Origin of the sequence: Streptomyces sp. Alt3, assembly GCF_030719215.1 — a bacterium.
GTDB classification, from domain to species: Bacteria; Actinomycetota; Actinomycetes; order Streptomycetales; family Streptomycetaceae; genus Streptomyces; species Streptomyces glycanivorans.
The window spans coordinates 7,047,431-7,069,273 of the sequence record NZ_CP120983.1; the positions used below are offsets into that span (position 1 = coordinate 7,047,431).

Annotated in this window: 20 protein-coding genes and 1 pseudogene; 20 read left to right on the forward strand and 1 reads right to left on the reverse strand. The window is 70.5% G+C overall.

Translation table 11 applies throughout. The annotated features are described in order from the left end of the window. The first annotated feature begins 13 nt into the window (after window positions 1-13). From aroC to nusB, 7 genes are all read left to right on the forward strand, one after another. Window positions 14-1,198 (forward strand): chorismate synthase, encoded by a 1,185-nt coding sequence (aroC, locus tag P8A20_RS31245; RefSeq protein WP_015576384.1) that lies wholly within the window; start codon window positions 14-16, stop codon window positions 1,196-1,198. Next, window positions 1,195-2,841, forward strand: coding sequence for a 3-dehydroquinate synthase (gene aroB, locus P8A20_RS31250; RefSeq protein WP_147962365.1), 1,647 nt, complete (start codon window positions 1,195-1,197; stop codon window positions 2,839-2,841). The genes aroC and aroB overlap by 4 nt, the downstream gene beginning before the upstream one ends. After that, entirely contained in the window at window positions 2,838-3,281 is a 444-nt protein-coding gene (aroQ, locus tag P8A20_RS31255; RefSeq protein WP_147962366.1) for a type II 3-dehydroquinate dehydratase, read from the forward strand. Before aroB ends, aroQ begins: the two co-directional genes overlap by 4 nt. A 107-nt stretch (window positions 3,282-3,388) precedes the next feature. Further along, complete coding sequence (locus P8A20_RS31260; RefSeq protein ID WP_306104686.1) at window positions 3,389-4,198, forward strand: Pro-rich N-terminal domain-containing protein; 810 nt, start codon at window positions 3,389-3,391, stop codon at window positions 4,196-4,198. Window positions 4,199-4,268: 70 nt separating this feature from the next. Beyond that, the gene (locus P8A20_RS31265) at window positions 4,269-5,375 is read left to right on the forward strand and encodes a M24 family metallopeptidase (protein ID WP_306104687.1); all 1,107 of its coding nucleotides are present in this window, start codon (window positions 4,269-4,271) and stop codon (window positions 5,373-5,375) included. Window positions 5,376-5,448: 73 nt separating this feature from the next. Next, window positions 5,449-6,015 (forward strand): elongation factor P, encoded by a 567-nt coding sequence (gene efp / locus P8A20_RS31270; protein WP_014157376.1) that lies wholly within the window; start codon window positions 5,449-5,451, stop codon window positions 6,013-6,015. 2 nt (window positions 6,016-6,017) lie between these two features. Next, complete coding sequence (nusB, locus tag P8A20_RS31275; protein WP_031097763.1) at window positions 6,018-6,449, forward strand: transcription antitermination factor NusB; 432 nt, start codon at window positions 6,018-6,020, stop codon at window positions 6,447-6,449. 165 nt (window positions 6,450-6,614) lie between these two features. On the opposite strand, the gene bldD is transcribed toward nusB, so the two are convergent. Beyond that, on the reverse strand, window positions 6,615-7,115 hold the full coding sequence (gene bldD / locus P8A20_RS31280; RefSeq protein ID WP_014157378.1) for a transcriptional regulator BldD: 501 nt from the start codon (window positions 7,113-7,115) through the stop codon (window positions 6,615-6,617). Between the two features lie 221 nt (window positions 7,116-7,336). On the opposite strand from bldD, the gene pyrR reads away from it, so the two are divergent. The 13 genes and pseudogenes from pyrR to metK all read left to right on the forward strand — a co-directional run bounded on the left by pyrR (window position 7,337) and on the right by metK (window position 21,821). Next, window positions 7,337-7,921, forward strand: coding sequence for a bifunctional pyr operon transcriptional regulator/uracil phosphoribosyltransferase PyrR (gene pyrR, locus P8A20_RS31285; protein ID WP_147962368.1), 585 nt, complete (start codon window positions 7,337-7,339; stop codon window positions 7,919-7,921). Between the two features lie 90 nt (window positions 7,922-8,011). Beyond that, on the forward strand, window positions 8,012-9,028 hold the full coding sequence (locus P8A20_RS31290; RefSeq protein WP_147962369.1) for an aspartate carbamoyltransferase catalytic subunit: 1,017 nt from the start codon (window positions 8,012-8,014) through the stop codon (window positions 9,026-9,028). A gap of 2 nt (window positions 9,029-9,030) precedes the next feature. After that, window positions 9,031-10,317 carry a dihydroorotase gene (locus P8A20_RS31295; RefSeq protein ID WP_147962370.1) on the forward strand — a complete coding sequence of 429 codons (1,287 nt, stop codon included), beginning with the start codon at window positions 9,031-9,033 and terminating at the stop codon, window positions 10,315-10,317. Further along, window positions 10,314-10,937: a PH-like domain-containing protein gene (locus P8A20_RS31300; RefSeq protein WP_147962371.1), complete on the forward strand. Its 624-nt coding sequence runs from the start codon at window positions 10,314-10,316 to the stop codon at window positions 10,935-10,937. Before P8A20_RS31295 ends, P8A20_RS31300 begins: the two co-directional genes overlap by 4 nt. Next, the gene (carA, locus tag P8A20_RS31305) at window positions 10,934-12,076 is read left to right on the forward strand and encodes a glutamine-hydrolyzing carbamoyl-phosphate synthase small subunit (protein WP_147962372.1); all 1,143 of its coding nucleotides are present in this window, start codon (window positions 10,934-10,936) and stop codon (window positions 12,074-12,076) included. Before P8A20_RS31300 ends, carA begins: the two co-directional genes overlap by 4 nt. Further along, window positions 12,069-15,377 carry a carbamoyl-phosphate synthase large subunit gene (gene carB, locus P8A20_RS31310; protein WP_147962373.1) on the forward strand — a complete coding sequence of 1,103 codons (3,309 nt, stop codon included), beginning with the start codon at window positions 12,069-12,071 and terminating at the stop codon, window positions 15,375-15,377. The genes carA and carB overlap by 8 nt, the downstream gene beginning before the upstream one ends. A 60-nt stretch (window positions 15,378-15,437) precedes the next feature. Then, a complete protein-coding gene (locus P8A20_RS31315; protein WP_147962374.1) occupies window positions 15,438-16,547 on the forward strand; it encodes a quinone-dependent dihydroorotate dehydrogenase in 1,110 nt (369 codons plus the stop codon). Next, a complete protein-coding gene (pyrF, locus tag P8A20_RS31320) occupies window positions 16,544-17,383 on the forward strand; it encodes an orotidine-5'-phosphate decarboxylase (RefSeq protein ID WP_147962375.1) in 840 nt (279 codons plus the stop codon). Before P8A20_RS31315 ends, pyrF begins: the two co-directional genes overlap by 4 nt. 245 nt (window positions 17,384-17,628) lie before the next feature. Next, window positions 17,629-17,952 (forward strand): integration host factor, encoded by a 324-nt coding sequence (locus P8A20_RS31325; protein WP_018524251.1) that lies wholly within the window; start codon window positions 17,629-17,631, stop codon window positions 17,950-17,952. Between the two features lie 38 nt (window positions 17,953-17,990). Next, on the forward strand, window positions 17,991-18,608 hold the full coding sequence (gene gmk, locus P8A20_RS31330; protein WP_147962376.1) for a guanylate kinase: 618 nt from the start codon (window positions 17,991-17,993) through the stop codon (window positions 18,606-18,608). A gap of 96 nt (window positions 18,609-18,704) precedes the next feature. Continuing rightward, window positions 18,705-18,977 (forward strand): DNA-directed RNA polymerase subunit omega, encoded by a 273-nt coding sequence (rpoZ, locus tag P8A20_RS31335; protein ID WP_003970369.1) that lies wholly within the window; start codon window positions 18,705-18,707, stop codon window positions 18,975-18,977. A 176-nt stretch (window positions 18,978-19,153) separates the two neighbouring features. Further along, window positions 19,154-20,357: pseudogene (gene coaBC / locus P8A20_RS31340) on the forward strand (bifunctional phosphopantothenoylcysteine decarboxylase/phosphopantothenate--cysteine ligase CoaBC). Between the two features lie 240 nt (window positions 20,358-20,597). Continuing rightward, a complete protein-coding gene (metK, locus tag P8A20_RS31345) occupies window positions 20,598-21,821 on the forward strand; it encodes a methionine adenosyltransferase (RefSeq protein ID WP_147962378.1) in 1,224 nt (407 codons plus the stop codon). Window positions 21,822-21,843: the final 22 nt, after the last annotated feature.

Genomic DNA, 21,843 nt, shown 5'->3' on the forward strand with positions numbered 1-21,843 from the left:
ATGAGGAGCACCGTTGAGCAGGTTGCGCTGGCTGACCGCCGGAGAGTCGCACGGCCCCGCACTGGTGGCGACGCTGGAGGGTCTTCCCGCCGGTATCCCCGTCACCACGGAGATGGTGGCGGACGCGCTCGCCAGGCGACGGCTCGGTTACGGGCGCGGCGCCCGGATGAAGTTCGAGAGGGACGAGGTCACCTTCCTCGGCGGTGTCCGGCACGGCCTGACCATGGGATCGCCCGTCGCCGTCATGGTGGGCAACACCGAGTGGCCCAAGTGGGAACAGGTCATGTCGGCCGACCCGGTCGACCCCGACGTACTGGCCGAGCAGGCGCGCAACGCCCCGCTGACCCGCCCCCGCCCCGGTCACGCCGACCTGGCGGGCATGCAGAAGTACGGCTTCGACGAGGCCCGGCCGGTCCTGGAGCGCGCCAGCGCCCGGGAGACCGCGGCCCGCGTCGCTCTCGGCGCCGTCGCCCGCTCCTACCTCAAGGAGACCGCGGGCATCGAGATCGTCTCCCACGTCGTCGAGCTGGCCGCGGCCAAGGCGCCCTACGGTGTCTACCCGAAGCCCTCCGACGTCGAGCGGCTCGACGCCGACCCCGTGCGCTGTCTGGACGCCGAGGCGTCGAAGGCCATGGTCGAGGAGATCGACCAGGCCCACAAGGACGGCGACACCCTCGGGGGAGTCGTCGAGGTGCTCGCCTACGGCGTCCCCGTCGGCCTCGGCTCGCACGTCCACTGGGACCGCAGGCTCGACGCCCGCCTCGCCGCCGCCCTGATGGGCATCCAGGCCATCAAGGGCGTCGAGGTCGGTGACGGCTTCGACCTCGCCAGGGTGCCCGGTTCCAAGGCGCACGACGAGATCGTGGCCACCCCGGACGGCATCAGGCGCACCTCCGGCCGCTCCGGCGGCACCGAGGGCGGGCTGACCACCGGTGAGCTGCTGCGGGTCCGCGCCGCCATGAAGCCCATCGCGACCGTGCCCCGCGCGCTCGCCACCGTCGACGTCGTGACCGGCGAGGCGGCCAAGGCCCACCACCAGCGTTCCGACGTGTGCGCCGTCCCGGCCGCCGGGATCGTCGCGGAGGCGATGGTCGCCCTGGTGCTGGCCGACGCGGTCGCCGAGAAGTTCGGCGGCGACAGTGTGGCCGAGACCCACCGCAACGTGCAGTCGTACCTCTCCCACCTCCAGATCCGGTGAGCGCCCCGCTGATCGTCCTGGTCGGCCCGATGGGGGTCGGCAAGTCGACCGTGGGCGAACTGCTCGCCGACCGGCTCGGAACCACCTACCGCGACACCGACGCGGACGTCGTCGCCGAGGCGGGCAAGTCGATCGCGGAGATCTTCTTCGACGAGGGCGAGGAGCGGTTCCGCGCCCTGGAACGCCAGGCCGTGCGGGACGCGGTCGCCGAGCATCCGGGCGTCCTCGCGCTCGGCGGCGGCACGGTGCTCGACGAATCGACCCGTGCGCTGCTCGCCGGCCACCGGGTCGTCTACCTGTCGATGGACGTGGACGAGGCCGTGAGGCGGGTCGGGCTGAACACCGCCCGCCCGCTGCTCGCAGTCAATCCGCGACGGCAGTGGCGTGAACTCATGGACGCCAGGCGCCATCTGTACGAGGAAGTCGCCGGCGCCACCGTCGCGACCGACGAACGCACCCCCGAAGAGGTCGCCCAGGCGGTCCTCGACGCAACAGGACTGCCGGAGCGTACGGCCGCGGCCGTGCCGGCCGGCCAGGAGAACCCCACGATGACCGAGCAGGGCACCACCCGTATCCAGATCGCCGGCACGGCGGGCACCGACCCCTACGAGGTGCTCGTCGGCCACCAGCTCCTCGGTGAGCTGCCGAACCTCATCGGTGACCGGGTCAAGCGGGTCGCCGTCCTGCACCCCGAGGCGCTCGCCGGGACCGGTGAGGCGATCCGTGAGGACCTCGCGGCCCAGGGCTACGAGGCCATCGCGATCCAGCTGCCGAACGCCGAGGAGGCCAAGACCGTCGAGGTCGCCGCCTACTGCTGGAAGGCGCTGGGCCAGACCGGTTTCACCCGCACCGACGTCATCGTCGGCGTCGGCGGCGGTGCCACCACCGACGTCGCCGGCTTCGTCGCCGCGTCCTGGCTGCGCGGGGTCCGCTGGATCGCCGTCCCGACGACCGTGCTCGCCATGGTCGACGCCGCGGTCGGCGGGAAGACGGGCATCAACACCGCCGAGGGCAAGAACCTCGTCGGCGCCTTCCACCCGCCCGCCGGGGTGCTCTGCGACCTCGCCGCGCTGGACTCGCTCCCCGTCAACGACTACGTCTCCGGCATGGCCGAGATCATCAAGGCCGGATTCATCGCCGACCCCGTGATCCTCGACCTGGTGGAGGCGGACCCGGAGGGCGCCCGTACGCCCGCCGGACCGCACACCGCGGAGCTGATCGAGCGCTCCATCCGGGTCAAGGCCGAGGTCGTCTCCAGCGACCTCAAGGAGTCCGGCCTCAGGGAGATCCTCAACTACGGGCACACCCTGGCCCACGCCATCGAGAAGAACGAGCGCTACAAGTGGCGCCACGGCGCCGCCGTCTCCGTCGGCATGGTGTTCGCCGCCGAGCTGGGCCGGCTCGCCGGACGTCTCGACGACGCCACCGCCGACCGGCACCGCGCCGTCCTGGAGTCCGTCGGACTGCCGCTCACCTACCGCGGTGACCAGTGGCCCAAGCTCCTGGAGAACATGAAGGTCGACAAGAAGTCCCGCGGCGACCTGCTGCGCTTCATCGTCCTGGACGGCATCGGCAAGCCCGCAGTCCTGGAGGGCCCCGACCCGGCCGTCCTGCTCGCCGCCTACGGGGAGGTCTCCGCGTGACGGCCCGCAGGGTCCTCGTCCTCAACGGACCGAACCTGGGCCGTCTCGGTTCCCGCGAGCCCGACGTCTACGGGGCGACGTCCTACGCCGGTCTCGTGGAGGCCTGCCAGGTCCTCGGCAAGGAGCTCGGCTTCGACGTCGACGTCCGCGAGACCAACGACGAGGGCGAACTCATCCGCTGGCTCCACGAGGCCGCGGACGGTTCGGTTCCGGTCGTCCTCAACCCGGGTGCCTTCACGCACTATTCGTACGGAATGCGTGACGCGGCGGCCCAGCGCACCGCCCCGCTGATCGAGGTGCACATCTCGAATCCGTACGCACGGGAGGAGTTCCGCCACACCTCGGTGGTCGCCCCGGTGGCCACCGGCACCGTGGCCGGGTTCGGGATCGGCTCCTACCGGCTGGCCCTGAGGGCCCTCGCGGACGAACTGACGGGCTGACACCGGGCACTTCGTACCTTCCCCGCCCGTTCACCGCATGGCGGCCGGGGAAGGTACGGTTGCCGTCGATCAGCGCCAAATGCCTGTACGAGACGGAGTGGCACCGGATGCAGCACGCAGTGGGGGCCCCGCTGCCGCCGCCCCAGGGTTCCGGGAACGGACCGTGGACGACGCAGGCCCAGCACTCAGGCCACCCCGGCCTCCCGGGGCCGCCTCTTCCTCCCCCGGCGCCCGGCCATCAGCCCCCGGCGCCCCAGCACGCCCCGGTGCCCCCTTCGCGGGAGACCACCGGGCACATCCAGCTGCCGCCCGGCGGCCCCGTCCCGCTGCCCGCGCCTCCCGCCGAGCCTGGGACCGGTGCGGCGACCCTGGCCGTGCTCCTCATCGGACCCGCCGGAGCCGGCAAGACCACGGTCGCCAAGCTCTGGGCGGGCCGCCGCCGCGTCCCCACCGCGCACGTCTCCCTGGACGACGTCCGCGAGTGGGTCTGCTCCGGCTTCGCCGACCCGCAGGCCGGATGGAACGACCACTCCGAGGCCCAGTACCGGCTGGCCCGGCGTACCTGCGGCTTCGCCGCCCGTAACTTCCTCGCCAACGGCATCTCCTGCATCCTCGACGACGCGGTCTTCCCCGACCGGCCCGTCGTCGGTCTCGGCGGCTGGAAGCGCCATGTGGGTCCCGGGCTCCTGCCCGTGGTCCTCCTGCCCGGTCTGGAGGTCGTCCTCGAGCGCAACGCGGCTCGCAGCGGGAACCGCAGGCTCTCCGACGAGGAGGTCGCCCGGATCCACGGCCGGATGGCCGGCTGGTACGGCTCCGGCCTGCCGATCATCGACAACTCCACCTACGACGTCGAGACGACCGCGCGGGTCCTCGACGACGTCCTGGCCCGCTCCATAGCAAGCCCGCCGGCCTGGTAGCTGCCGCACGGTTTCCCGGTCGGGTGCGCTGACCGGGCGGGGCCCGGCCCGCGCTCGTACGCTCGGAAACATGTCAGAGGTGTACGCCGTCCGACGCGGGCTGCTGCGGGACCGGTTCGCCGCCGCCGGATCCGCGGCCGCCCTGGTCTCCCGACCCGCCAACGTCCGCTATCTCGCGGGGGGCGCCCCGCCCGGCGCCGTGCTGCTGCTCGGCCCCGGTGAGGACGTCCTGCTCTGCCCCCGGGCACCGGCCGGGGCCCCACCCCACGGGCGCCCCGACGAACAGCTTCGACTGACCGTCCTGCCTGACGACGACGGCGACCCGGTCGTCGTGGCGGCCGGCCTCACCGGCGGTCTGCACGCGGACTCCCTCGCGGTCGAGGAGCACGACCTGACGGTCGCCCGCCACCGCGCCATGGCCGCCGTCGCCCCCCGTCTGCGCCTGGGCGACCTCGGGAGCACCGTCGAACAGCTGCGCCTGGTGAAGGACGAGGAGGAGATCGCCTGTCTGCGGATCGCCGCGGAGATCACCGACCAGGCCCTCGGAGAACTCCTCGAATCCATCCTGGTCGGGCGCACCGAACGCCACCTCGCCCTGGAGCTGGAGCGCCGGCTGGTGGACCACGGCGCCGACGGCCCGGCCTTCGCCACCTCCGTCGGCACGGGCCCCCACTCGGGGCAGGGGCGTCACCGGCCCACCGACCGCCGGGTCGAGGAAGGCGATTTCCTTTCCGTCTGCCTCGGAGCGAACTACCGCGGATACCGCTGCGAGATCGGCCGGACGTTCGTCATCGGCACCAGTCCCGCGGACTGGCAGATCGAGCTCTACGACCTTGTTTTCGCCGCTCAGAAGGCCGGACGGGAGGCCTTGCTCCCCGGGGCCGCCTACCGTGACGTGGACCGCGCGGCCAGGCATCTGCTGGACTCGGCGGGCCACTCGGACGGCCTCCCGCCCCGCACCGGGCACGGTGTCGGACTCGAAATCGACGAGGACCCGCAGTTGGCACCGACAGCCATGGGTAAACTGGACGCTTGCGTGCCGGTCACCGTCGAACCGGGGGTCCACCTCCCGGGCCGGGGCGGTGTCCGGATCGATGACACGCTCGTCGTGCGCCCCGAGGCGGACGGCGGACCCGAGCTACTCACCATTACGACCAAGGAGCTGCTCGCGCTCTAGGAGAACCTCTCGCGGGGACTCCGGCGCGCATCCTTTGTCGTCCACCAGCTTCAGTCCAGGAGATTCCGCAACCGTGGCTTCCACGAACGACCTCAAGAACGGCCTGGTGCTCAAGCTCGACGGAGGCCAGCTCTGGTCCGTCGTCGAGTTCCAGCACGTCAAGCCCGGCAAGGGCCCCGCCTTCGTGCGCACCAAGCTCAAGAACGTGCTCTCCGGCAAGGTCGTCGACAAGACGTTCAACGCCGGCGTGAAGGTCGAAACGGCCACCATCGACCGCCGGGACATGCAGTTCTCGTACATGGACGGCGAGTACTTCGTCTTCATGGACATGGACACGTACGACCAGCTCATGGTCGACCGCAAGTCCGTCGGCGACGCCGCCAACTTCCTGATCGAGGGCTTCACCGCCTCCGTCGCCCAGCACGAGGGCGAGGTGCTCTACGTCGAGCTGCCCGCCGCGGTCGAGCTGACCATCCAGCACACCGACCCGGGCGTCCAGGGCGACCGCTCCACCGGTGGCACCAAGCCCGCCACCCTGGAGACCGGCTACGAGATCGGTGTCCCGCTCTTCATCACCACCGGCGAGAAGATCAAGGTCGACACCCGCTCGGGCGACTACCTCGGCCGGGTGAACAGCTAACCGTGGCTGCCCGGAACAAGGCCCGCAAGCGCGCCTTCCAGATCCTCTTCGAGGCCGACCAGCGCGGCGAGTCCGTGCAGACGGTCCTCGCGGACTGGGTACGGCTCTCGCGGACCGACGACCGTCAGCCGCCGGTCGGCGAATTCACGATGGAGCTGGTCGAGGGGTACGCGCAGTACGCGGACCGGATCGACGACCTCATCGTCACCTATGCCGTGGACTGGGAGATCGACCGCATGCCGGTCGTCGACCGGAGCATCCTGAGGCTCGGCGCGTACGAGCTGATCTGGATGGACTCGACCCCGGACGCCGTGGTGATCGACGAGGCGGTCCAGCTCGCCAAGGAGTTCTCCACGGACGACTCCCCGGCCTTCGTGAACGGCCTGCTGGCCCGGTTCAAGGACCTCAAGCCGAATCTCCGCCGGGAGCAGTGATCCCCGGCGGCGTCGAGCCGCGCGAAGGGCCCACGGTCGAGATGTCGACCGTGGGCCCTTCGGCGTGCCCTGCCGCGCCGGTACGGGCCGGCAGGGACACGAAAACGCCGGGCCGCCGGGCCCGAAGGCCCCGCCGACCCGGCGGTACGACTTCCGTGGGGCTGATCAGCCCTCGTCGTGCGCCACCGCGCGACGCGCGTCGGCGTCCAGCACGCCCCAGCTGATCAGCTGCTCCGTGAGCACGGACGGCGACTGGTCGTAGATCACGGCCAGCGTGCGCAGGTCGTCCTGGCGGATCGAGAGCACCTTGCCGTTGTAGTCACCACGCTGGCTCTGGATCGTCGCGGCGTAACGCTGGAGGGGCCCGGCCTTCTCCGGCGGCACGTGGGCCAGACGCTCCAGGTCGAGGACCAGCTTCGGCGGCGGCTCCGCGGCGCCGCCGGGGGTCGTGCCGGGCAGGAGCTCCTGCACCGGGACGCCGTAGAAGTCGGCCAGCTCGGCAAGGCGCTGCACGGTCACGGCGCGGTCGCCGCGCTCGTAGGAACCGACCACGACGGCCTTCCAGCGGCCCTGCGACTTCTCCTCCACGCCGTGGAGGGAGAGACCCTGCTGGGTGCGGATGGCGCGGAGCTTGGCCCCGAGCTGCTTTGCGTATTCGCTGGACATAAGGCTCCCCGGACGCTGGAACATTCTGCGGCTGGGCCGCGTGGCTGGTAACTCACTGTGAGGTTACGCAGCGTTACATGGCTGCGTCAAGCCGAAAGGTCCGGAGTGCCACCTCCTGGGGGCGGGGCCAGGCTCTCACGCAAGCCCTGGTAACGTGGATGACGCAATTTCGACGTCCTTTAACGTCCGTCCAGTGAGGCGGAGAAGGAGGTCCGTTTCTTATGGACGCACAGCATGACCACACCGGCAATGCGGCACGCCCCGTTCTCGAGGCTCCCGACATCGCCCGGGCACTGACCCGAATCGCCCACGAGATCGTCGAACGCGCCAAGGGCGCCGACGACGTGGTGCTGCTCGGCATCCCGACACGAGGGGTCTTCCTCGCGGGCCGACTGGCCGAAAAGCTCGAGGAGATCACCGGCCGGAAGACGCCGGTCGGGTCACTCGACATCACGATGTACCGCGACGACCTGCGGATGCGCCCCGCGCGCGCCCTGGCACGCACCGAGATCCCCGGTGAGGGCATCGAGAACCGCCTCGTCGTCCTGGTCGACGACGTGCTCTTCTCCGGACGCACGATCCGCGCCGCACTCGACGCGCTCGGCGACATCGGCCGTCCGCGTGCCGTACAGCTCGCGGTCCTCGTCGACCGCGGCCACCGCGAACTGCCGATCCGCGCCGACTACGTCGGCAAGAACCTCCCCACGTCGCTGCGGGAGACGGTCAAGGTCCAGCTCGCCGAGGAGGACGGCCGCGACGCCGTGCTGCTCGGTGTCAAGCAGACCGTTCCGGCAGGCGAGCAGTAGCCGAGTCCCGTCCCGTGCGCCCCACCGGCCGCACGGCGGCTCCGGCACGCCCGCCTGCCTGATCCCTCCACCCTTCACGGAGACACTCAGATGCTGCGCCCTCACGGGGACAATCCCCGGACCCCCCGTCACCTGATCTCGGCCGCAGACCTCACCCGCGACGACGCCGTCCTGATCCTCGACACCGCCGAGGAGATGGCCAGGGTCGCGGACCGGCCGATCAAGAAGCTCCCCACCCTGCGTGGACGAACGGTCGTCAACCTCTTCTTCGAGGACTCGACCCGGACGCGGATCTCCTTCGAGGCCGCCGCCAAGCGCCTCTCCGCCGACGTCATCAACTTCTCCGCGAAGGGCTCGTCCGTCTCCAAGGGCGAGTCCCTCAAGGACACCGCCCTGACCCTGGAGGCCATGGGCGCCGACGCCGTCGTCATCCGGCACGGCGCCTCAGGCGCCCCGTACCGCCTCGCGACCTCGGGCTGGATCGACAGCGCGGTCGTCAACGCCGGTGACGGCACGCACGAGCACCCCACCCAGGCGCTGCTGGACGCGTTCACCATGCGCCGCCGGCTGGTCGGGCCCGACGCGGGGATCGGCCGCGACCTGGACGGCCGCCGGATCACGATCGTCGGCGACATCCTGCACAGCCGCGTGGCCCGCTCCAACGTCCACCTGCTGCACACGCTCGGCGCGCACGTCACGCTGGTCGCGCCTCCCACCCTCGTGCCGGTCGGCGTCGAGCAGTGGCCCTGCGACGTCAGCTACCGGCTCGACGACGTGCTGCCGAAGTCGGACGCGGTCATGATGCTCCGTGTGCAGCGTGAGCGGATGAACGCCGCCTACTTCCCGACCGAGCGCGAGTACTCACGGCGCTACGGCCTGGACGGCGAGCGCATGGCGAGGATGCCCGAGCACGCCATCGTGATGCACCCCGGCCCGATGGTCCGCGGCATGGAGATCACGGCCGCGGTCGCGGACTCCGACCGCTGCACCGCCGTCGAACAGGTCGCGAACGGCGTCTCCACCCGCATGGCCGTCCTGTACCTGCTGCTGGGCGGTTCCGAGACCGCCCTGCCGTCCGCCGCCGCCCGTACCGAGGAGAACAAGTAACCATGAGCAAGATCCTGATCCGCGGCGCGAAGGTCCTCGGCGGAGAGCCGCAGGACGTCCTCATCGAGGGCGAGAACATCGTCGCCACCGGTACCGGGCTCGACGCCGAGGGCGCCACCGTGATCGAGGCGGCCGGCCAGATCCTGCTGCCCGGCCTCGTCGACCTGCACACCCATCTGCGTGAGCCGGGACGCGAGGACTCCGAGACCGTCCTCACCGGCACCAAGGCGGCCGCGGTCGGCGGCTTCACCGCCGTACACGCCATGGCCAACACCTTCCCCGTCGCCGACACCGCCGGCGTCGTCGAGCAGGTCTGGCGGCTCGGCAAGGAGTCCGGCTACTGCGACGTACAGCCCGTCGGCGCCGTCACCGTGGGCCTGGAGGGCAAGCAGCTCGCCGAGCTCGGCGCCATGCACGACTCCGCCGCAGGAGTGAAGGTCTTCTCCGACGACGGCAAGTGCGTCGACGACGCGGTGATCATGCGCCGCGCGCTGGAGTACGTGAAGGCCTTCGACGGGGTCGTCGCCCAGCACGCCCAGGAGCCCCGCCTCACCGAGGGCGCCCAGATGAACGAGGGCGTCGTCTCCGCCGAGCTCGGTCTCGGCGGCTGGCCCGCGGTCGCCGAGGAGTCGATCATCGCCCGCGACGTGCTCCTCGCCGCCCACGTCGGCTCCCGCGTCCACATCTGCCACCTGTCGACCGCCGGCTCCGTGGAGATCATCCGCTGGGCCAAGTCCAAGGGCTGGGACGTCACCGCCGAGGTGACCCCGCACCACCTGCTGCTCACCGACGAACTCGTACGGACCTACAACCCGGTCTACAAGGTGAACCCGCCGCTGCGCACCGAGGCCGACGTCATGGCCCTGCGCGAGGCCCTCGCCGACGGCACCATCGACTGCGTGGCCACCGACCACGCACCGCACCCGCACGAGGACAAGGACTGCGAGTGGGCCGCCGCCGCCATGGGCATGGTGGGCCTGGAGACCGCGCTCTCCGTGGTCCAGCAGACGATGGTGGACACCGGGCTCCTCGACTGGGCGGGCGTCGCCGACCGCATGTCGCTGCGCCCCGCGGCCATCGGCAGGCTCGAAGGACACGGCCGGCCCGTCTCGGCGGGTGAGCCCGCCAACCTCACCCTGGTCGATCCGGCATACCGTGGAGCAGTGGACCCCGCGGGCTTCGCCTCCCGCAGCCGCAACACTCCGTACGAGGGTCGCGAGCTGCCCGGCCGAGTGACCCACACCTTCCTGCGGGGCCGTGCCACGGTCGTCGACGGGAAGCTCGCGTGACAACACTCAACCCCACTCATCAGCTGTACCGGCTGGCCGCCGAGCAGAAGTCGGCCGAGGTGACGGACTGGTCCGCCCGCATCAGCTGGGTTCTCGGACTGGTCGTCCTCATCGCGTTCGTCTACTGGCTGATGCGCCAGGGATGGAAGTGGCGGGGCAGCCTTCAGTCGGGCCTGCCCGAGCTCGCGACGACCCCCGAGGGCTTCGCCGACGGTGAGACCCTTCTCACCCTCACCGGCCGCTACCACGCCTCGACGACCGCCGGACAGTGGCTCGACCGGATCGTGGCGCACGGCCTCGGCACCCGCAGCCGGACCGAGCTGACCCTGACCGGGCAGGGCCTCGACGTCGTACGCCCCGGCGCGGCCGACTTCTTCGTGCCGGCCGCCGCCCTGCGCGAGGCCAGGCTCGACAAGGCGCTCGCCGGGAAGGTCCTCCCCGAGGGCGGCCTGCTGGTCATCACCTGGGCGCACGGCGACCAGTTGATCGACTCGGGCTTCCGCTCCGACCACGCGGCCGAGCACCAGGCGTGGGTCGACGCCGTCAACCACCTCGCCGGCACGGTCGGCGACCACCTCACCAGCACCACCACCAGCACGACGGAAGGCACCGCACGATGACGATCTCCACCCGGGGAGCCGGAAAAGCTCCCGCCGTACTCGTCCTGGAGGACGGCCGCTCCTTCCGCGGCCGCGCCTACGGGGCCGTGGGGGAGACCTTCGGCGAGGCGGTGTTCTCCACCGGCATGACCGGCTACCAGGAAACGCTGACCGACCCCTCGTACCACCGCCAGGTCGTCGTCATGACGGCCCCGCACGTCGGCAACACCGGCGTGAACGACGAGGACCCCGAGTCGAAGCGCATCTGGGTCTCCGGCTACGTGGTGCGCGACCCCGCCCGGGTCCCCTCCAACTGGCGCTCCCGCCGGTCGCTGGACGAGGAGCTCGCGAGCCAGGGCGTCGTCGGCATCAGCGGCATCGACACCCGCGCGCTCACCCGCCACCTGCGCGAGCGCGGCGCGATGCGCGTCGGCATCTTCTCCGGCAACGCCGTCCAGGACGAGGGCATACTGCTCGCCAAGGTGCGCCAGGCCCCCGAGATGACGGGCGCCGACCTCGCGGCCGAGGTCGCCACCAAGGAGACCTACGTCGTCCCCGCCGTCGGCACCAAGAGGTTCACCGTCGCGGCGATCGACCTCGGCATCAAGGGCATGACCCCGCACCGCATGGCCGAGCGCGGCATCGAGGTGCACGTCCTGCCCGCCACCGCCACCCTGGAGGACGTGTACGCGGTCGAGCCCGACGGCGTGTTCTTCTCCAACGGCCCCGGCGACCCCTCCACCGCCGACCACCCGGTCTCCGTCATGCGCGGCGTCCTGGAGCGGAAGACCCCGCTCTTCGGTATCTGCTTCGGCAACCAGATCCTGGGCCGCTCGCTCGGCTTCGGCACCTACAAGCTGAAGTACGGCCACCGCGGCATCAACCAGCCCGTGCAGGACCGCACGACCGGCAAGGTCGAGGTCACCGCGCACAACCACGGCTTCGCCGTCGACGCCCCGCTCGACAAGGTCTCCGACACGGAGTTCGGCCGCGCCGAGGTCTCCCACGTATGCCTGAACGACCAGGTCGTCGAAGGGCTCCAGCTGCTCGACCAGCCGGCCTTCAGCGTCCAGTACCACCCCGAAGCAGCCGCGGGCCCGCACGACGCCGCGTACCTCTTCGACCGTTTCGTCACCCTGATGGAGGGCCAGCGTGCCTAAGCGCTCCGATATCCAGTCCGTCCTGGTCATCGGCTCCGGTCCGATCGTCATCGGGCAGGCCGCCGAGTTCGACTACTCCGGCACCCAGGCCTGCCGCGTGCTCAAGGCCGAGGGCCTGCGCGTCATCCTGGTGAACTCCAACCCGGCGACGATCATGACCGACCCGGAGATCGCCGACGCCACGTACGTCGAGCCGATCACCCCCGAGTTCGTCGAGAAGATCATCGCCAAGGAGCGCCCCGACGCGCTGCTCCCGACCCTGGGAGGCCAGACCGCGCTCAACACCGCGATCTCCATGCACGACAACGGTGTGCTGGAGAAGTACGGCGTCGAGCTCATCGGCGCCAACGTCGAGGCCATCAACAAGGGCGAGGACCGCGACCTCTTCAAGGGCGTCGTCGAAGCCGTCAAGGCCAAGATCGGATACGGCGAGTCCGCCCGCTCCGTCATCTGCCACACCATGGACGACGTCATCGCCGGCGTCGACACCCTCGGCGGCTACCCCGTCGTCGTCCGCCCCTCCTTCACCATGGGCGGCGCCGGCTCCGGCTTCGCCCACGACGAGGAGGAGCTGCGCCGCATCGCCGGACAGGGCCTCACGCTCTCGCCGACCACCGAGGTGCTCCTGGAGGAGTCCATCCTCGGCTGGAAGGAGTACGAGCTGGAGCTGATGCGCGACAAGAACGACAACGTCGTGGTCGTCTGCTCCATCGAGAACTTCGACCCGATGGGCGTCCACACCGGCGACTCGATCACGGTCGCCCCGGCGATGACGCTCACCGACCGTGAGTACCAGCGGCTGCGTGACGTCGGCATCGCGATCATCCGCGAGGTCGGCGTGGACACCGGCGGCTGCAACATCCAGTTCGCCATCGACCCCGCCGACGGCCGGGTCATCGTCATCGAGATGAACCCGCGCGTCTCCCGGTCCTCCGCGCTCGCCTCCAAGGCCACCGGCTTCCCGATCGCGAAGATCGCAGCCAAGCTGGCCGTCGGCTACACGCTGGACGAGATCCCCAACGACATCACTGAGAAGACACCGGCCTCCTTCGAGCCGACCCTCGACTACGTCGTCGTCAAGGCCCCGCGCTTCGCCTTCGAGAAGTTCCCGTCCGCCGACTCCACCCTCACCACCACCATGAAGTCGGTGGGCGAGGCCATGGCGATCGGCCGCAACTTCACCGAGGCCCTGCAGAAGGCCCTGCGCTCCCTGGAGAAGAAGGGCTCGCAGTTCGCCTTCACCGGCGAGACCGGCGACAAGGCCGAGCTGCTCGCCCAGGCGGTCCGCCCCACGGACGGCCGCATCAACACCGTGATGCAGGCGATCCGCGCCGGCGCCACCCAGGAAGAGGTCTTCGACGCCACGAGGATCGACCCCTGGTTCGTCGACCAGCTCTTCCTGATCAAGGAGATCGCCGACGAGCTGGCCGCCGCCGAGCGCCTCGACGCCGAGCTGATCGCCGAGGCCAAGCGGCACGGCTTCTCCGACGCCCAGATCGGTGAGATCCGCGGCCTGCGTGAGGACGTCGTACGCGAGGTCCGGCACGCTCTGGGCATCCGCCCGGTCTACAAGACGGTCGACACCTGCGCCGCCGAGTTCGCCGCGAAGACGCCGTACTTCTACTCCTCCTACGACGAGGAGAGCGAGGTCGCGCCCCGCACCAAGCCCGCGGTGATCATCCTCGGCTCCGGCCCGAACCGCATCGGCCAGGGCATCGAGTTCGACTACTCGTGCGTCCACGCCTCGTTCGCCCTGCACGACGCGGGCTACGAGACCGTGATGGTCAACTGCAACCCGGAGACCGTCTCCACGGACTACGACACCTCCGACCGGCTCTACTTCGAGCCGCTCACCCTGGAGGACGTCCTGGAGATCGTGCACGCCGAGTCGCTGGCGGGCCCGATCGCCGGTGTCGTCGTGCAGCTCGGCGGCCAGACCCCGCTCGGCCTCTCCCAGGCGCTCAAGGACAACGGTGTGCCCGTCGTGGGGACGCCCCCGGAGGCGATCCACGCCGCCGAGGACCGCGGAGCCTTCGGCCGGGTGCTCGCCGAGGCCGGACTGCCGGCGCCGAAGCACGGCACCGCCACCACCTTCGCCGAGGCCAAGGCCATCGCCGACGAGATCGGCTACCCCGTCCTCGTACGCCCCTCGTACGTGCTCGGCGGCCGCGGCATGGAGATCGTCTACGACGAGACCCGCCTCTCCTCGTACATCGAGGAGTCCACCGAGATCAGCCCCACCCGGCCGGTCCTGGTCGACCGCTTCCTCGACGACGCGATCGAGATCGACGTCGACGCGCTCTACGACGGCACCGAGCTCTACCTCGGCGGCGTCATGGAGCACATCGAGGAGGCCGGCATCCACTCCGGCGACTCCGCCTGCGCGCTGCCCCCGATCACGCTCGGCGGCTACGACATCAAGCGGCTGCGGGCCTCCACGGAGGGCATCGCCAAGGGAGTCGGCGTCCGCGGACTGATCAACATCCAGTTCGCCCTCTCCGGCGACATCCTCTACGTCCTCGAGGCCAACCCGCGCGCCTCCCGGACCGTCCCCTTCACATCGAAGGCGACCGCGGTCCCGCTCGCGAAGGCCGCCGCCCGCATCTCGCTCGGCGCCACCGTCGCCGAGCTGCGCGAGGAGGGCCTGCTGCCGAGGACCGGCGACGGCGGCACCCTGCCGCTGGACGCGCCGATCTCCGTCAAGGAGGCCGTCATGCCGTGGTCGCGCTTCCGCGACATCCAGGGCCGCGGCGTCGACACGGTCCTCGGCCCGGAGATGCGCTCCACCGGTGAGGTCATGGGCATCGACTCCGTCTTCGGCACGGCGTACGCCAAGTCGCAGGCCGGCGCCTACGGACCGCTGCCCACCAAGGGACGTGCGTTCATCTCGGTCGCCAACCGCGACAAGCGCACGATGATCTTCCCGGCCCGCGAGCTGGTCGCCCACGGCTTCGAGCTGATGGCCACCTCCGGCACCGCCGAGGTCCTCAAGCGCAACGGGATCAACGCCACCGTCGTACGCAAGCTCTCCGAGGGCGAGGGCCCGAACGGCGAGAAGACCATCGTCCAGCTGATCCACGACGGCGAGGTCGACCTCATCGTCAACACGCCGTACGGGACGGGCGGCCGGCTCGACGGCTACGAGATCCGCACCGCGGCCGTGGCCCGGTCCGTGCCGTGCCTCACGACGGTCCAGGCGCTCGCCGCCGCCGTCCAGGGCATCGACGCGCTGAACCACGGCGGGGTCGGCGTACGTTCCCTCCAGGAACACGCGGAACATCTGACCGCGGCCCGCGACTAGCAGCCAGGCCCAGCAGGGGGACACCGGAAACGGTGTCCCCCTCTTCATGAGGACACCGTGATGTACAAACTCTTCTTCCAGCTGGTCTTCAAGCGGATGGACCCGGAGCAGGCCCACCACCTGGCCTTCCGGTGGATCCGCCTCGCCGCCCGCACCCCCGTGCTGCGCACCTTCGTCGCCGCCGCGCTCGCCCCCCGCCACCAGGAACTGCGCACCGAGGCCCTCGGGCTGCGGATGCACGGCCCCTTCGGGCTCGCCGCCGGCTTCGACAAGAACGCCGTCGCCATCGACGGCATGTCCATGCTCGGCTTCGATCACATCGAGATCGGCACGGTCACCGGCGAGCCGCAGCCCGGAAACCCCAGGAAGCGGCTGTTCCGCCTGGTCGCGGACCGTGCGCTGATCAACCGCATGGGCTTCAACAACGAGGGCTCGGCGGCCGTGGCGGAGCGCCTCGCCGCCCGCAACCCCGTCTTCCGCACCACCGTCGGCGTCAACATCGGCAAGACGAAGGTGGTCCCCGAGGCCGAGGCCGTGGGCGACTACGTGAAGTCCACCGAGCGGCTCGCCGCCCACGCCGACTACCTCGTGGTGAACGTCTCGTCGCCCAACACGCCCGGTCTGCGCAACCTCCAGGCGACCGAGGCGCTGCGCCCGCTGCTCACCGCCGTGCGCGAGGCCGCCGACCGCACCGTCACCGACCGGCGCGTCCCGCTGCTGGTCAAGATCGCCCCGGACCTCGCGGACGAGGACGTCGACGCGGTCGCCGACCTCGCCGTCGAGCTCGGCCTGGACGGCATCATCGCCACCAACACCACCATCGCCCGCGAGGGCCTCGGCCTGAAGTCCGACTCCACCCTGGTCGCGGAGACCGGCGGACTCTCCGGCGCGCCCCTCAAGGAGCGCTCCCTGGAGGTCCTGAGCCGCCTGTACGCCCGTGTGGGGACCCGGATCACCCTGGTGGGCGTCGGGGGCATCGAGAACGCCGAGGACGCCTGGCAGCGCATCCTGGCCGGTGCCACGCTCGTACAGGGCTACAGCGCCTTCATCTACGAGGGCCCGTTCTACGCCCGGGCGATCCACAAGGGACTGGCCGCCCGGCTGGCCGCCTCGCCGTACGCAACCCTCTCCGAGGCCGTCGGCGCCGAGACACGGAAGGTCATGCAGTGACCCCTGAACCCTTCGGCGCACGCCTGCGCCACGCCATGGACACCCGCGGGCCGCTCTGCGTCGGCATCGACCCGCACGCCTCCCTGCTCAGCTCCTGGGGCCTGAACGACGACGTCGCCGGCCTCGAGCGCTTCACACGTACGGTCGTCGAGGCGCTGGCCGACCGGGTCGCCGTGCTCAAGCCGCAGTCCGCGTTCTTCGAGCGGTTCGGCTCGCGAGGCGTCGCCGTCCTGGAAAAGGCGGTCGAGGAGGCCCGCGCCGCGGGAGCCCTCGTGCTCATGGACGCCAAGCGGGGCGACATCGGCTCCACGATGGGCGCCTACGCCGCCACGTACCTCGACAAGGACTCGCCGCTGTTCTCCGACGCGGTCACCGTCTCGCCGTACCTCGGCTTCGGCTCGCTGCGTCCGGCGCTCGACGCCGCCGAGGCCTCCGGTGCGGGCGTCTTCGTGCTCGCCCTCACCTCCAACCCGGAGGGCGCCGAGGTCCAGCGCGCCACCTCCGCCGACGGCCGGTCGCTGGCCCAGCTGATGCTCGACCACATGGCCGCCGAGAACGAGGGCGCCACGCCGCTCGGCTCCGTCGGGGCCGTGGTCGGCGCCACGCTCGGGGACACGGGAGCCGACCTGTCGATCAATGGTCCGCTCCTCGCACCCGGCATCGGCGCCCAGGGCGCCACGCCCGCGGATCTTCCCCGGGTCTTCGGCGCCGCGGTGCGCAACGTCGTGCCGAGTGTGAGCCGGGGGGTGCTGCGTCACGGACCGGATGTATCAGGGCTGCGCGAAGCCGCCGGACGGTTCGCGGACGAGGTCCGAACGGCCGTCCCGGAAAGCTGACCATGCCACGTAACAGCCTGTTGGCGGAATCCTGACCGAAAATCCGGGTTGTTATGGGCTAAATGTCCGGGTCGGTGCCAGCTGACCAGGACTTTTCGTCTGTTCTCGCTGACTCAGGCGCCCTTGGCCGCTAGTCTCCGTCGAGAGCCAACGAGCACTCGTTGTTCGTTGCTCACCAGGTGCGGAGCCATCCAGGCTCCGTACCGGTCCGTATCCGACAGATCGACATCCGAGGTGACGTAGGCGTGGCTCTTCCGCCCCTTACCCCTGAACAGCGCGCAGCCGCGCTCGAAAAGGCCGCCGCGGCTCGCCGGGAGCGGGCCGAGGTCAAGAATCGACTCAAGCACTCCGGTGCCTCCCTCCATGAGGTCATCAAGTCGGGCCAGGAGAACGACGTCATCGGCAAGATGAAGGTCTCCGCTCTCCTCGAGTCCCTGCCGGGCGTGGGCAAGGTCCGCGCCAAGCAGATCATGGAGCGGCTCGGCATCTCCGAGAGCCGCCGGGTCCGGGGTCTCGGCTCCAACCAGATCGCATCCCTGGAGCGTGAGTTCGGCGGCAGCGCCGCCTGACGTTCTCAGGCACTCCTGAGAACGGGGATAATCGCCCCATGGCTGCAACATCCCGGGGGACGTCCCCCGTACCCCCGGACGTACGTCCGCGGCTGACCGTGCTCTCCGGCCCCTCCGGGGTCGGCAAGAGCACGGTCGTCGCTCATATGCGCACGGTTCACCCCGAGGTCTGGCTCTCGGTGTCGGCGACGACACGGAAGCCGCGACCCGGCGAGCGTAACGGTGTCCACTACTTCTTCGTGGACGACGAGGAGTTCGACAAGCTGATCGCCAACGGCGAGCTGCTGGAGTGGGCCGAGTTCGCCGGCAACCGCTACGGCACGCCCCGCCGGGCCGTGCTCGACCGCCTGGAGGCGGGCGAGCCGGTGCTGCTGGAGATCGACCTGCAGGGCGCGCGGCTGGTCCGCCAGTCGATGCCCGAGGCGCAGCTCGTCTTCCTCGCGCCGCCCGGCTGGGACGAGCTGGTTCGCCGGCTCACCGGCCGCGGGACCGAGGCGCCCGACGTGATCGAGCGGCGGCTGGCGGCGGCGAAGGTCGAACTGGCCGCGGAGTCGGAGTTCGACACGACGCTCGTCAACACCTCCGTCGAGGACGTCGCACGCGAGCTGCTAACGTTGATGCTGCAGGCTTCCGGCCTCCGCGGCAGTGACGACTGACCTCAACGGTCCACACGTCCGCGGACGCAGAGCATCACTGCGGAACCAGCATGATCAAAGATCTCTTTGATCTCTATCCCCTTCGGAAGGCAGAGAGTGTCCTCTTCCATCACCACGCCCGAGGGCATCATCAACCCGCCGATTGATGAGCTCCTCGAGGCCACCGACTCGAAGTACAGCCTCGTGATCTACGCCGCCAAGCGCGCGCGTCAGATCAACGCGTACTACTCGCAGCTCGGTGAAGGCCTCCTCGAGTACGTCGGTCCGCTCGTCGACACCCACGTGCACGAGAAGCCGCTCTCGATCGCGCTCCGCGAGATCAACGCGGGTCTGCTGACCTCCGAGGCCATCGAGGGCCCCGCGCAGTAAGCAGGCGGCACGCAGGAAACGCACCTTCACCACAGGCCCGGCGGCCCGTAACCGCCGGGCCTGTGGTGTGTCCGGCCCCGGGCCCGCCGGAGCGGGCCGGGGACGGTGAGGCAGCATGGGGGCGTACGTCATGAGGCGCACGCGAGTGCGCTGGGACACGAGTGCGGGGAGACGCAGTGGACAAGCCCAAGGTCGTCCTGGGGGTCAGCGGAGGCATCGCCGCGTACAAGGCGTGCGAACTGCTCCGCAGGCTGACCGAGTCCGGCCACGACGTACGGGTCGTACCGACCGAGGCGTCGCTGAACTTCGTCGGGGCCGCCACCTGGTCGGCCCTCTCCGGGAACCCCGTGTCGACCGAGGTCTGGGAGAGCGTGCACGAGGTGCCGCACGTCCGGATCGGACAGGGTGCGGATCTCGTCGTGGTCGCCCCGGCCACCGCGGACATGCTCGCCAGGGCCGCCCACGGCCTGGCGGACGACCTCCTCACCAACACCCTGCTCACCGCGCGCTGTCCGGTCGTCTTCGCACCGGCGATGCACACCGAGATGTGGGAGCACCCCGCCACCCAGGAGAACGTCGCCACCCTGCGCCGCCGCGGTGCCGTCGTCATCGAGCCGGCCGTCGGCAGGCTCACCGGTGTGGACACGGGCAAGGGCAGGCTGCCGGACCCGGGGGAGATCTTCGAGGTCTGCCGGCGCGTCCTCGCCCGTGGTCCCGTCACGCCCGACCTCGCGGGCCTGGCACGTGGTGATCAGTGCGGGCGGCACCCGTGAGCCGCTCGACCCGGTGCGCTTCCTGGGCAACCGGTCCTCGGGCAAGCAGGGCTACGCACTCGCCCGCACCGCCGTCGCGCGTGGCGCCCGGGTGACGCTGATCGAGGCCAACACGGGGCTCCCCGACCCCGCGGGCGCCGACGTCGTGCGTGCCGGGACCGCCGTCCAGCTGCGCGAGGCCGTGCTGAAGGCGGCCGCGGACGCCGACGTGGTCGTGATGGCCGCGGCCGTCGCGGACTTCCGGCCCGCCGCCTACGCGTCGGGGAAGATCAAGAAGAAGGACGGCCAGGAGCCGGCGCCGATCACGCTCGTACGCAACCCCGACATCCTCGCCGAGGTCGCCGCCGACCGGGCCCGGCCCGGGCAGCTCGTCGTCGGATTCGCCGCCGAGACCGACGACGTCCTCGCCAACGGACGCGAGAAGCTCCGCCGCAAGGGCTGCGACCTCCTCGTCGTGAACGAGGTGGGGGAGCGGAAGACCTTCGGGTCCGAGGAGAACGAGGCGGTCGTGCTCGGATCCGACGGCGGCGAGACCGCTGTGCCGTACGGGCCGAAGGAAGCACTCGCCGACACGGTGTGGGACCTGGTGACGGCGCGTTTCGGTTAGATTGCACAGATGCCGCTCCGGCGCGAGGGAACTCGGGACGGACGGCGATGACTCGCCCCCGGAAGGAGGGATTGTCGTACTGCCGTCAACAGTGCCGCAGATCACAGAACTCCCAAGGGGCGAGACGCGTGACCCAATCACCGGAAGCGACCGATAAACTGGTCGACGGAATGTGCCGGGCGCAGCTCCCGGAGTTCCACCAATGATCAGCCAGCAGCCGCTGCAACCCCAGGGAGCGATGTGTCCCGCCGTCTCTTCACCTCGGAGTCCGTCACCGAGGGCCACCCCGACAAGATCGCTGACCAGATCAGCGACACGATTCTCGACGCGCTCCTGACCGAGGACCCCACCTCGCGCGTCGCCGTCGAGACCCTGATCACCACCGGTCTGGTGCATGTCGCGGGTGAGGTCACGACCAAGGCCTACGCCGATATCCCCAACCTCGTGCGCAACAAGGTGCTGGAGATCGGCTACGACTCCTCCAAGAAGGGCTTCGACGGGGCCTCCTGCGGCGTCTCGGTCTCCATCGGGGCGCAGTCCCCGGACATCGCCCAGGGCGTCGACACGGCGTACGAGAAGCGCGTCGAGGGAGCCTCCCGAGGTGAGGAGGAGGACGAGCTCGACAAGCAGGGCGCCGGCGACCAGGGGCTGATGTTCGGCTACGCCTGCGACGAGACGCCCGAGCTGATGCCGCTGCCGATCTACCTCGCGCACCGTCTCTCGCGCCGGCTCTCCGAGGTCCGCAAGAACGGGACCATCCCGTACCTGCGTCCCGACGGCAAGACCCAGGTCACCATCGAGTACGACGGTGACAAGGCCGTCCGCCTCGACACGGTCGTCGTCTCCTCGCAGCACGCCTCCGACATCGACCTGGACTCGCTGCTCGCGCCCGACATCCGCGAGTTCGTCGTCGAGCACGTCCTGAACCAGCTCATCGAGGACGGCATCAAGCTGGACACCGAGGGCTACCGCTTGCTGGTGAACCCGACCGGCCGCTTCGAGATCGGTGGCCCGATGGGCGACGCCGGCCTCACCGGCCGCAAGATCATCATCGACACCTACGGCGGCATGGCCCGCCACGGCGGCGGCGCCTTCTCCGGCAAGGACCCGTCCAAGGTCGACCGCTCGGCCGCCTACGCCATGCGCTGGGTCGCCAAGAACGTCGTCGCGGCCGGGCTCGCCACGCGCTGCGAGGTCCAGGTCGCCTACGCGATCGGCAAGGCCGAGCCCGTGGGCCTGTTCGTCGAGACCTTCGGCACCGCCGCGGTCGACACGGAGAAGATCGAGCACGCCATCGGCGAGGTCTTCGACCTCCGCCCGGCCGCGATCATCCGCGACCTCGACCTGCTCCGCCCGATCTACGCCCAGACCGCTGCGTACGGACACTTCGGCCGCGAGCTCCCCGACTTCACCTGGGAGCGGACCGACCGTGTGGACGCGCTGCGCGCGGCCGCGGGCCTGTAGCACGCGGGTAGTTCTCACACCG